The sequence below is a fragment of the Ignavibacteriota bacterium genome (assembly GCA_016713565.1).
Classification (GTDB): domain Bacteria; phylum Bacteroidota; class Ignavibacteria; order Ignavibacteriales; family Melioribacteraceae.
In genome coordinates, this window is the sequence record JADJOX010000005.1 from 298877 (window position 1) to 310937 (window position 12061).

The following is a 12061-nucleotide window of genomic DNA, read 5'->3' on the forward strand; positions in this document are numbered from 1 at the left end:
TTAAAACAAGCAGTCAGTCGAAATATTGAAAGATATCCTTATAATTTTATTTTTGAATTAACTAGTGAAAAGATGAAAAGATTTTTAGAATATCATTTGAATTCTAAAATTATTTCTAAAAAATCTTTTAATTCAAAACAAGCATCTTCAAAACTCGGCGGTCCAAAATTACCTTCTGCATAATTTGAGAAAACATAATCCTCAATAGGCCAACCTAAAAAACTTCTGTCCAATTTACCATTTTTATTTTCATCATGATAAACCGCAACAGCATAGGTGCCATTTGTTAAATTCTCAAATGTAAATTCAACTTCGGATTTTACAATTGGTATTTCAACTCCAATTTTACCCGAATCTTTCTTTGGAAATCCTTCACCGTTATTGAAAAGTCCTATTGAAACATTTCCCTTCCTATCATTAAGGTTTACCACTTTCACCTTTATTTTTGCTGATTGTGAAAGCACTATTGAATTAATGGCAACAATAAAAATTATAATTAGAATTTTATTCATAACTAAATATCACATTTAAGAATACAATTTATATAAAACCGGAACAATTATTAATGTTAAAACTGTAGAGACTAAAAGTCCGCCAATAATAGTCCAGCCCATCGGCGCCCACATTGTACCACCGCCAATTGTTAAGGGAAACAAACCCACAATTGTTGTACCTGTAGTTAATAATATCGGCATAAATCGTACTTCAGATGCATAAATAAGCGCGTCATAAACTTCCATTCCTTCTTCTTTTAACTGATTTGTATAATCAACAAGAATAATTGAATTATTTACTACAATGCCAACAAGACTCGTCAATCCCACAAATGCAGTAAATGAAAATGTATTTCCGGTCAATAATAAAGCAACGATTGAACCAATTACTGCCAAAGGAATGGCAGAGAAAACAATAAACGGCTGTTTGTAAGATTTGAACTGCAGCACAAGGATTCCGAAAATTCCAACTATTGCTATAATCATAGCTTTTGCCATTCCGCCAAAGGATTCCTGTTGACTTTCTCTTTCGCCGCCAATATGAAACGAATAGCCTTTTTTCAATGGAACTTTTTCTAACTTATGCATTATTGTGCTAGTTACTGTATTAACTGAATAACCGGAAACAACGTCCGATGTAATTGTAACTGTTCTTGAAAGATCAAAATGACTGATAGCTAGCGGTGTTTTTGTCAATTCAATTTTTGCCAATTGTTTAAGGGGAATTAGCTCGCCGGACATTGATGAAACAAAAATTCTGTCGAATTTTTCAAATTCGGAATTGCCTAAAACCGGCGATCGAATAATTACGTCAAACTCTTTAGCATTTTCGTCTCTGAATTTTGTTATGCTCAAACCATTAATTGATGCCCTAATTGTACGGTCAATTTCGACAATAGGAACTCCAAGTATTGCGGCTTTTTCTCTATTTATTTTTACTGACAAATCCATTTTTGAAGTACCCATCGGATTATTAATATTTATTGTTCCTTCAGTTGATTTAAATATTTTTTCGACATCCAGGGAAACTTTTCTCAATTCGTTTATATTTTCTCCAATTATTTTTATTGCAACTGGGGCTTCTATCGGGGGTCCCTGTTCGAATTCTTTAACTTCAATTTCGGCTCCGGCAATTTTTGAAAATTCATTTCTCAATCCGCTAAGAAACTTGTTGAATTCTGAATAATTGTATGATTTCAACTCAACAAATATTTGAGAATGGTTTTTAGCATTTCTTTTCCCGATAACATTATAATAAATTCTAGGATTTCCATTTCCAATATTCGTGGTAAAATTTAACACTTCATTTTTTACTTTTAAAATCTCTTCGATTCTAAGAGCAAATTCTTTTGTTTTTTTCAGACTGCTGCCTTCTGGCAAATTGATATTTATCATAAATTGAGGTTTTTCGGCTTTTGGGAAAAAGCTTATTCCGACATACGGAATTAGAGTAAGACTGACCAAAAACGCAATTACAGCAATAGATATTATTAACTTTGGATTTTTCAAAGCAAAGGCTAATCTTTTTTTATATACATTTTCAATAAACTTGTTAACAAATTTTCTAGCCGCTTTTTTGTCGGAAATTGTTGAAGCCTTCATAAATTTTCTTGATAATAGCGGTGTTAAGGTTAACGCAAGCATTAAAGATGCAAAAAGAGTATAAGTCACCGTTATCGGCATACTTCTTATAAAATCTCCGGTTACATCCTGCATTAACATCATTGGAATAAAAGCAAAAACTGTTGTTAACGTAGAACTAATTATTGGCCAAGTGATTTGTGCTGTTCCTTTTACCGCGGCATCAAAGTTTGACAGACCTGATGAAATATATCTTGCAATATTTTCTGTTACAACAATAGAATTATCAACTAACATTCCAAGTGCGATAACAAGACCGGCAATTGACATTTGCTCTAGTCCGTAATTGGATAAATCTAGAAATCCTATACCGATAACAATAGATATGGGAATAACAGACATTACGATTATTGCCGTTCTCAAATCCACAAACAAGAACATCATCAAACCGACTAAAAATAAACCCTGCAAAAGATTAATAAAAAATCCGTTCAATCTCGTTTTAACGCTTATCGATTGATCGAATACAGTTTCGATTTTCATGGAATTTGGCAATGTAGTTTTAAACTCTTCAAGTTTATTTTTTAATTCGCCTGAAACATCAAAAATATTTGTGCCCGTTTTTTGATCAGCGGTAATGAAAATTGCCCGTCTTTGATTGAACTTTGCAATATGTTTCTCGTCTTCGAATGATTTATAAATGTTGGCTAAATCTTTCAAATAAATGTTACCTCCGGCTCTTGAGCTTATAATAATATTTTTGATATCTTTAATATTTTTAAAACTGCCGCTCGTCTGCACGCTAAAATTTTTTCCTCCTAAGTCTATTTCCCCTCCTGGAATATTTACATTTTGAGATTGAATTACCTGAATGACTTGAGAAAGCGGAATCTTAAAATTAGAAAGTCTTTCAAAATTAATTTCCACTTTAATTTCTTGTTCAGGAAATGCCAAAATTTGTACGCTTTTAACGCCGCTTATCTTTTTAAGAATGTCTTGCAAATGTTCAGCTTCTTTTTCCATACTTGAATATTCAGCGGTTTCTGAAATTAAAGCTAGTTGTAAAATCTTAACATCGGATATAGACCATTTCATCATATCAACATCGGAAATCTCATCCGGTAATTTGTTTTTAATACTGTTTACCTTTTGAGTTACATCTGAATATTTATCATCGGCATCACTACCTGCAATAAATTCAATATCAATAACACCGTAACTATCCCGTGCATAACTTTTAATTGATTTAATGTCTTCAAGTTCATTCAGTGCTTCCTCAATTGGATTTATTACCAATTCTTCAACATCCGAAGGAGTTGCGCCTGGATAAACAACAATAATTGAAGCGGCCGGAGGTGATACTTGCGGATCTTCTGATCTAGGCATTGTGAAAAAAGATACGATTCCTAGTAACAGCAAAATAAAAATTATTATTATGGAAAATTGGTGATTTTCTAATGTAAGTTTCGATAAATTCATTTTAATCTCTCAAAATTAATTTACAGCATTAACTTTTATACCGTCATTCAGATATTCAGCACCTTCGGTGATTACCTCACCAATCTTTTCATTCGCAAGTTTTATAAAAACATTGTCCGCCATAATTTCCATTATTTCGACCTCTTGTTTTACCGCAATGTTATTATTAATGTAAAAAACATAACCTTTAGAACCTTCAGCATCTGTTAGGGCTTGAACAGGTATTAATTTTGCTTTAACTTTTTCCGAAGGGAATATATCTACACTGGCTATCATACCTGAAATAAAATTTTTGTCGGGATTCCTTAATGACAATTCAATTTCAAAAATTCCATTCATCGGATTTGATGCTCCCGCTTTCTGCGAAACCACAGCCGAAAATGCTTGATTGTAATTATCAAATTTTACAATTGCCGAATCACCGATATTGATTTTATACAAATCGTTGTCGGTAATGCCGCAAACAATTTTCCATGCAGAAGTGTTTGAACCTACTATAAATACTGGATTTCCTGGAGCAACAATTTCATTTTCATCAACAATTTTCTTATAGATTTTTCCTTCAAATGGCGATGTAATTGTAGAATAATTCAAATTGAATTTAGCAATGTTCAAATTTGAAGAAGCTGCTTCCAAACCGGATTTTACATTTTGATACTGTTCTAAAGTAACAACGCTGTCCTTGTATAAATTTTCAATTCTGTTATAATCTCTTAAATTTTTCTCATAATTAACTTTTGCCTGATTGTATAGCGCTTCAATTTCATCCAATTTTAATTTTGCCAAAATCTGACCAGATTTTATCGCGTCTCCTTCCATTACAAAAATTTTAGAAACGATTCCACCAGTTTTAAAAGATAGTACGGCTTCTTTTTCAGCAGTCAGCTTCCCGCTTGAATGCACCGGCATAGAAATTTGCGTTTCGGTAATTTTCGCAACTTTTACGGGAATAACTTCTTCAGAATTTATTTCGTTCTTTTTCTCACCGCAACCCAGTATTAGAATTATCCCCAAAAAAGCTTTGATTGAAACAATTATTATACTTTTCATTTTTAATCCTAAATTTTTATTAATTGACGTTGTACTTTTAAGTCGATCTAAAATTTTATTCGTAATTTTTCAAATCTATAAATGCTGCCATCTTTTCCAGCTCGGAAATTTTTTGTTGATAATCATATTTTGAAACCACTTCATTTATTTCCGATTGGAGCAGTTTATTTCTTGAATCAAGATATTCAATGTAACTCGCAATTCCCTCGATATATTTTTTTTCTATAATTCTAAATGAAATTTTCATACTAGCCAGCATTTCTTGGGCTGATATTAATGATTTTTGAGATAGTTCATAGTTTTTGTAACTGTTTATCACTTGAAGTGAAATTTGTTTTTTTAATTCCTCCATCTGCACTTCAACTTTTTTCCTTTCCAATTCAGCTTGTTCACTTTTTGACACGTCCTGAAATCCATTAAATAAATTCCAATGCAGAACCAACGATGCCATCCAATAATCATCTTTATCCGTAAATCTGTATTGCTCGCCTTGGAATCCATAATCGGCGGCAAAAACCAGCGTAGGGAAATAATTTGAATTTGCCATGGATTTTTTATCTTTATAAATTTCTGCCATATATTCAAGCTGAAGAATCTCTTCCCTTTTTTCAGTTGCGTTTAAGCACGTTTGATTCAAATCAGAAATTACCGTTTGCCAAACTATTGTCGTATCAATTATTATTTCTCTCTCCAGCGGATTGTTCAATAGAAAATTAAAATATGAAGCTGCCAATTCACTGTTGTTTTTGGCTTCCATTAGTTTTTGTTCCATTTCTGAAACTTCAGCTTTTGCTCTGTAAACTATATCGATGGTGATTTTATCGTTTTTTTGCAGACTTTCACAAACGCGCAGGTTTTCATTTACAAGCTCTAAAGAGCTTTCATAAATTTTTTCTACACCTTTGCATTTCAAATAGTTGAAATAGCTATTTTTGATTTGGTCTACCAGCGATCTTGCAAATACCTTTTTATCAAGTTGACTTATTTCTAAAATTTTATCTTGAATATTATAATTGTAAAAAATTGCGGGCTGAAATAATGGCTGCACCAAACTAATTTTTGTTTCTTGTTCTTCTTTTCGCAAAAAAGGAATTATTTCATTTTGAATGTTCGTTGGAAATAAATTTTGCTGCATCAAATAATTTAAGGCTGAATGAATCGGGTTAACCAAATTTCCGACCGGAAAAATTATTTCGCGCCCGCCTCCGGCTCTTGAATATCGAGCATTAACTCCGAGCGACGGAAAAAACATGCCTTGCGCCTCTTGGAGCGAACTTAAATTTTTTTCCAAATTGAATTGTTTTTGTTTTAGTGCAAGATTGTTCTCCAAACCGTATCTAACATAATTCTCCAATGTTTCACTCTGAGCAAATATTTGCATTGAAAGAGTAAGTAAAATAACTATCATTTTTGATTTCATAAATCCTCGCTAAATGTGAATCATTAAATGACCGACAGTCATTTTAATATAAATTTTTTTATGATTTTAATGCTTTAAAAGTAAATTCAAAAAAGTATGAAATTAATTCTTCCGGTGTACAGTTCATTTCCGTACAAAGTATGTCTCCTTTAAGCGTAACCAACTGTAAAACCCCAAGAGATTCACCCCAAAGAATTAGTGCAGTTTTTGCGGGATCCAAATCTTTTCTAATTGAGCCGTCATTCATTCCTTCAATTATTGTTTCAATTAGAATTTTATTGGTCTCCATTTTCTTTTTGAGAATTTTCTCATCTTCCGACTCTGGTTCAATCCCCTCAACCTTCTGCACTTCTTCAAACATAAGCGCTTTATAATAATTTGGAAATTCAAAATAAAATTTGATATATGCTTCGCCGATTGCTTTAACTTTCATAAGACCGTTTGACTGCTTTGAAGAAAATTCTACAAAAAGTTCGTGAAGTTTTGATATTCCCCTATTCACAAAAACTTTGAATAATTCTTCTTTATTCTTAAAATAAAGATATAAAGTTCCTTTGCTAAGCTCGACTTCGGAAGCTATATCGTCCATGGTCGTTGAGTTAAATCCTTTAGTAAAAAAAACTTTCTCAGCTGCGTAAATTATTTCTTGCCGCCTTTGAATTCTTTCCCGTTCTTTTCTTTCCGAAATTCCCATAATTGACTTTTATTTAATTACTGACCATTGGTTATTTTATAACGTAAAGATAATTACGTACTTAAGAAATGTCAAATTATTTTTTTATTTGATGTGAAAATTAGAAATTGAAGAGAAATTACTTTGAAAATTTCTTTTCAAGAATTTCCAGATTTTCAATCGATTTATTAGAAAACTGAGGATACCGATTATTGCTTTTTTTCGCCGCGGAATTATAGAGGTGAATAAATTTAAATGGATTTCCAACACATTTTACAATTTCATTTTTACCTTCCTTTTCCAAAATTAAACTTGCCATAAAATAACCTGTGGTATGTCCTTGCTGCGGTAAAACTTCCAGTATATTTCGACCGATAACTTTAATATTTTTTAGGTTGGAATTAAGTCCAGATAAATATTCGTCAATTTTATTTATTACATACGGTGAATTTCCAACATCATTTATAAATTGTTTTGCATATATTGAAATTGATTTACTTGATTTGGTAAACCAATCTCTTTTATCCACCATATCTGCAATTCCTTCTGCTTCAATCTTTGCTAACGCGTTAATTAATATCTCATCATCCTCAGAAACTTTATTATAATTGATTTGCACTTGTCTGTTTCTATACCAATGATGAAATTCATGCGATAAGAAACTCATGAAATCCCATTCTAAAGAAGCGCACAAATCAACAACAATTGGTGATGAACCTCTTCCGTTGTTTTCAAAAATTACAAACGATACAGGTGGAAGCTGATCGACATTTGATTGAGGCAAGAATTCCAAAGTTCGTTTTACCGCAGTTTGAGAAAAATTATTTGCCATCAACTTACTCTGTTGATCGGAAATTATTTTTCTGTTATCTCTTACTTTAATAAAATGAGTAAGGTGATTTAAATTTTTACCGTTTTTTAACGCTTCATTTAATTCATTTTGCTTTGAAGGCATAAAAACGAGTTTAAAATTTTCAATAAAAAACTGTCTCGTAAATTCGCCGCTTGTTAAAACTTTATAACCCGGTGTGTTAAACAATTCGTTCCATTCGGAATTTGCAGGTTCTTTATTAGTTTTTAAAATATCGACTATTTCCCAAAATTTATGCATACCGCTAAAATCATAATTTGAATTTTGCGAAAACGAAATTGATGATAATAAAAGAAGAAAAATGTATTTGAGCATCTAATAAATAAAATAAATTATGATCTACTATCGAATAAATAGTAAAATTTAGAAGTGTCAACTTACCTTAAATAAGAAGTGAAATTTTTGTTAATAATTAAATAAATCGTTGATATTTAATTATTAATGTCCTCCTTTAACATTTGAACGAATATTCACTGTTGATCGTGGTTCCTTTATAAATAGCCAAAAAACAACGGATAGACAAATGAAAATACCGCAAAGAATATATAATAATTGGTAATTCTGAGTTTCGGAAATAATGTTTGCCACGCCTTGACTCATCATTTGTGGAAGAACAACCGCAAGGTTGAAAATTCCCATAAACAATCCCATTTTATTTTGGTTAACTCTTTCGGTAACAATTGAGAACACAATTGATATAACAGCGGACCAGCCAATTCCCGTTAAAAACATTCCGAAATAAAAATTTCCTTCGAACTTTCCGAGAAACGCGATATAAAAATATCCTATTGCGCTAAATGCTAAAGCAAAAGTATAAGTTTTTACTCTTCCGATTTTTTTTGCAAGCGAAGATAATACCATTGGAAATACCGCGCCGACGGCATTTAAAATCAGAAATCCTAAAGAAACAATATTTCCGGTTGTAGTATCTTTTGTTTGAGCAACACCAGTTAAAAATTCCGCAAATTTATTTGCAAATACATCTGTAAGATCAATGTTAGGTATTATTTGCTTATCAATAAAAAAACCAGTCATTACAAACATGCTTTGAAAGGCTATCCATGTAAATGTATGAGCCAGCATTATTTTTTGAAATTCAATGTTATCCGATTCATTTTTTCTACTTTTTAAAATAATATAAATTCCAACAACAACGGTATATACCAAACTTAAAACTAACAATGTGTTGTGAACAGAACGAAGTTCATTTTGATAAAAGTGAAATATTAAACTGAAAATACCGAAAACCAAAAACCCATATAATGGAAATATTGATTTAATGATACCTAATATTGAATGAGAATCTTTTTTAGATTCAATAAAACCCGGTAATTCTTTTGGTTCCTCAATTAACAGAATTGGGAAGACTGAACAAGCCAAAACAAATATTGCCGCTATAAGCAGTAAAGTTTCATTGCCGTAAACCATAGAAAGAAAATAAGCCAAAACTCCAAAAGTGCCAGAAATAACCTGCATCCAAACATAACCGGATGTTCGTTTTTTTCCTTCAGGAGTAAGATCCGCTATAATTGACCTTGCGGGATTAAAAGTTACATTTATAGAAAGATCCAGTAAAAGCGCAATTATCGATGCAATTAAAATTATACTAGTAATCCCACTCGCTTTTGAAATTACTCCAATTTGCGGCAGTGCCAAAAACATAAGCGAGCCGATTATTCCGCCAATCATAATAAAAGGTCGTCTTCTTCCATTTAAAAACCAAACATTATCACTTATCATTCCTACAATAACCTGCCCGAATATTCCAGCCAATGGTCCGGCCAACCAAACAAACGCAACTTCATGAATGTTCAAACCGTACTTTTTATTCAGTATCCAACTTAACGCGGCAATTTGTGTGGAAAGAGCAAATCCAACTGCGGTTGCGGGAAGTGCAAGCATTGCATAAAATGTGTTTGTCAATTTTTTCTGGATGTCTAACATTTTATCCTCAATATTATTTTGAGAGATTAAAAAAATTTATTTAATGTGTTTAATTTCCCAAATTGAAATGGAATTGCCCGTTAGTATAATATTATTTTTGACAACTAATTTTTGCAAATTTTCATCAAGTAGATTTTTAATATCCATATTATTCAGATCATCATCATTAGTATAATTTCCAAGATCAATAAAATTATCCTTAGTTTTATCATTCAAAAATATAACAATTTCCACATTTTCTAAAACTTTTTTATAAACATAAATGTCATCTTTAGGGCAGTATTGTACAAACTTACCCTCCCTTAAAGCCTTGTTTTGTTTTCTAAGATTTAACAGTTTCTTTGTAAAATTATAAATTTCATTCTGATTTGAATTTCGACCATCTTCGAAAAACGCGTTTAACGAATCGTTCGGAAAACCGCCCGGAAATTCCTCTCTAATTTTTCCATGATGCCCCCCACCGTCCAATCCGATTTCTGTTCCATAAAATATTTGTGGAACTCCTCGAGTTGTTAGAACAATTGTTAAAGCTTTTTTAAATTTTTCCATATTCCATTTTGCGGCATACATTCCACGGTCAGTATCATGATTATCAAAAAAAGTCAACAAGTTATCCGGATTGGAATAAACAAAATCCTGCCCAAAGGTTTCATAAATTTTCAAAAGTCCTGTCTTTCCTTCCATATAATTATAAAGAACATCTCTTATAGCAAAGTCCGTTACAACCGGAAGGTTTGAATCAAATTCTTTGGGAAAATAATTTTTTGTTTGAAACTTTGCCAGAACCGCCGGATCGCCTTTCCATACTTCACCGACAATATTTAACTTTGGATAATTTTGTAAAATTGTTTCTGCCCAAATTGACATAAAATTCTGATCAGAGTAAGGATAAGTATCTTCGCGAATTCCATCTAATCCGGAGTATTCAATCCACCAAATTGTATTTTGAATAATGTATTCCGCAAGCAAGGAATCGGTTTGGTTTAAGTCCGGCATTGTATCAATGAACCATCCCTTATTTGCATTTGCTATTTTACTTTTATCGGCATGAATATCAACATATATTACTTTATCATGTTCAGCTGGCAGATGATTTTCAACTGTTCCGTTTATCCATGTCGGAGTTGGCGGATTTTTAATCCATTCATGGTTGCTTCCAATATGATTTGCAACGTGGTCAAGAATGATTTTAATTCCCCGTTTATGTGCTTCATATACAAGTTTTTTATAAAGCTCATTCGTGCCAAAACGAGGATCAATTTTATACAGATCGGTACATGAATAGCCATGATAGCTCATTGACATATTATTTTCAGTGAGCGGAGTAATCCAAATGGCGGAAATGCCTAAATCCTTCAAATAATCCAACTTATTAATTATCCCTTGAATATCTCCGCCATGTCTTCCATTTAGATCATTAAACTTAAACTCTTCACTATTATTAAAAATAAAATCATTTGAAGTATCGCCATTAACAAAACGATCCGGAAAGATTAAATATATAACGTCATTTGTTGAAAATCCCTGATGAATATTTTCAGTTTCATTACGCTCTAACAATTGATATTTTATTGTATCGACGCCAAATTTATTAGTTAGCAGAAAATTATAATAATTGGGTTCGGCTGAATTTGTTATTTCAATTTCCGCAAATAAATAATTATCGTTTTTATTTGGAATTGAAGTTACATTTATTTTATTGCTAAGTGAGGTTAAATTAGCGTGTGCTAAATTTTCACCGTAGATCATTAATTGTATTTTATTAAACAAATGTCCGCTCCACCAATTTGGAGGTTCTACTTTGTTTATCTTAGGTGATTGTCCATAAAAAATATTTGTGAAAATTATTAAATATGTGAGAACATTTTTAAATTTCATAATCGTCAATTTATTTGATAAGAAAAATTTATAAAATTCAAATCTTGCATTTAATAGCCATTAAAAATAACTTTATTTTTCTTAAAAAAAAGATATGAAAGAAGAAACAAAGAATATTACAGTTAACAGAAAAGCACGGCATGATTATGCAATTCTCCAAACTTTGGAAGCCGGAATTGTATTAGTTGGTACTGAAGTTAAATCTTGCCGGGAGCACAAGGCAAGTTTGGTCGATTGTTATGCCAAAATTGACTCCAACGGTGAAGTTTGGTTGATTGGTTCAAATATTAATGTTTACACGCACGGAAACAGATTTAACCATGATCCAATACGGGATAGAAAGTTACTTCTTTCAAAAAGTGAAATACGAAAATTGGACAGACAAGTAAAAGAAAAAGGCAACACCTTAATTGCATTGAGTCTGTATTTTTCAAAGGGCAAAGTTAAAGTTGAACTTGCGGTTGCAAAGGGAAAGAAATCTTACGATAAACGAGAAGCAATTGCAAAAAAAGACATGCAGCGTGAAGCGGAAAGAAAAATTAAATTGTAAATAAATGTAATGGTCATTTTAAGAATGTGAGAATTATTTTATTATTTTCATTCGCATATTTAGAAATAAAATTAATAATGACCTGTTAAAATTGTTTTTAATATATTTTAAATTATTGAGA

Annotated in this window: 9 protein-coding genes; 1 reads left to right on the forward strand and 8 read right to left on the reverse strand. The window is 31.6% G+C overall.

The features are described 5' to 3' along the window. Positions 1-92: 92 nt before the first annotated feature. The 8 genes from IPK06_05935 to IPK06_05970 all read right to left on the reverse strand — a co-directional run bounded on the left by IPK06_05935 (position 93) and on the right by IPK06_05970 (position 11390). Positions 93-512 carry a DUF2141 domain-containing protein gene (locus IPK06_05935; protein ID MBK7979533.1) on the reverse strand — a complete coding sequence of 140 codons (420 nt, stop codon included), beginning with the start codon at positions 510-512 and terminating at the stop codon, positions 93-95. 15 nt (positions 513-527) lie between these two features. Next, positions 528-3554 carry an efflux RND transporter permease subunit gene (locus IPK06_05940; protein ID MBK7979534.1) on the reverse strand — a complete coding sequence of 1009 codons (3027 nt, stop codon included), beginning with the start codon at positions 3552-3554 and terminating at the stop codon, positions 528-530. Between the two features lie 15 nt (positions 3555-3569). Further along, positions 3570-4604 (reverse strand): efflux RND transporter periplasmic adaptor subunit, encoded by a 1035-nt coding sequence (locus tag IPK06_05945; protein MBK7979535.1) that lies wholly within the window; start codon positions 4602-4604, stop codon positions 3570-3572. Between the two features lie 55 nt (positions 4605-4659). After that, a complete protein-coding gene (locus IPK06_05950) occupies positions 4660-6024 on the reverse strand; it encodes a TolC family protein (GenBank protein MBK7979536.1) in 1365 nt (454 codons plus the stop codon). 58 nt (positions 6025-6082) lie between these two features. Then, the gene (locus IPK06_05955; GenBank protein ID MBK7979537.1) at positions 6083-6718 is read right to left on the reverse strand and encodes a TetR/AcrR family transcriptional regulator; all 636 of its coding nucleotides are present in this window, start codon (positions 6716-6718) and stop codon (positions 6083-6085) included. Positions 6719-6836: 118 nt separating this feature from the next. Next, positions 6837-7883 carry a hypothetical protein gene (locus tag IPK06_05960; protein MBK7979538.1) on the reverse strand — a complete coding sequence of 349 codons (1047 nt, stop codon included), beginning with the start codon at positions 7881-7883 and terminating at the stop codon, positions 6837-6839. A gap of 123 nt (positions 7884-8006) precedes the next feature. Continuing rightward, entirely contained in the window at positions 8007-9512 is a 1506-nt protein-coding gene (locus tag IPK06_05965; GenBank protein MBK7979539.1) for an MFS transporter, read from the reverse strand. A gap of 36 nt (positions 9513-9548) precedes the next feature. Further along, positions 9549-11390 (reverse strand): cyclomaltodextrinase N-terminal domain-containing protein, encoded by a 1842-nt coding sequence (locus IPK06_05970; GenBank protein MBK7979540.1) that lies wholly within the window; start codon positions 11388-11390, stop codon positions 9549-9551. A gap of 94 nt (positions 11391-11484) precedes the next feature. On the opposite strand from IPK06_05970, the gene smpB reads away from it, so the two are divergent. After that, on the forward strand, positions 11485-11940 hold the full coding sequence (gene smpB, locus IPK06_05975; protein ID MBK7979541.1) for an SsrA-binding protein SmpB: 456 nt from the start codon (positions 11485-11487) through the stop codon (positions 11938-11940). The last annotated feature ends 121 nt before the right edge of the window (positions 11941-12061 follow it).

Bases quoted from the DNA above. Each gene is read 5' to 3' on its own strand.
- IPK06_05970 (MBK7979540.1), bottom strand. From the start codon at position 11,390: ATGAAATTTAAAAATGTTCTCACATATTTAATAATTTTCACAAATATT.
- IPK06_05965 (MBK7979539.1), bottom strand. From the start codon at position 9,512: ATGTTAGACATCCAGAAAAAATTGACAAACACATTTTATGCAATGCTT.
- smpB (MBK7979541.1), top strand. From the start codon at position 11,485: ATGAAAGAAGAAACAAAGAATATTACAGTTAACAGAAAAGCACGGCAT.
- IPK06_05935 (MBK7979533.1), bottom strand. From the start codon at position 512: ATGAATAAAATTCTAATTATAATTTTTATTGTTGCCATTAATTCAATA.
- IPK06_05940 (MBK7979534.1), bottom strand. From the start codon at position 3,554: ATGAATTTATCGAAACTTACATTAGAAAATCACCAATTTTCCATAATA.
- IPK06_05945 (MBK7979535.1), bottom strand. From the start codon at position 4,604: ATGAAAAGTATAATAATTGTTTCAATCAAAGCTTTTTTGGGGATAATT.
- IPK06_05960 (MBK7979538.1), bottom strand. From the start codon at position 7,883: ATGCTCAAATACATTTTTCTTCTTTTATTATCATCAATTTCGTTTTCG.
- IPK06_05955 (MBK7979537.1), bottom strand. From the start codon at position 6,718: ATGGGAATTTCGGAAAGAAAAGAACGGGAAAGAATTCAAAGGCGGCAA.
- IPK06_05950 (MBK7979536.1), bottom strand. From the start codon at position 6,024: ATGAAATCAAAAATGATAGTTATTTTACTTACTCTTTCAATGCAAATA.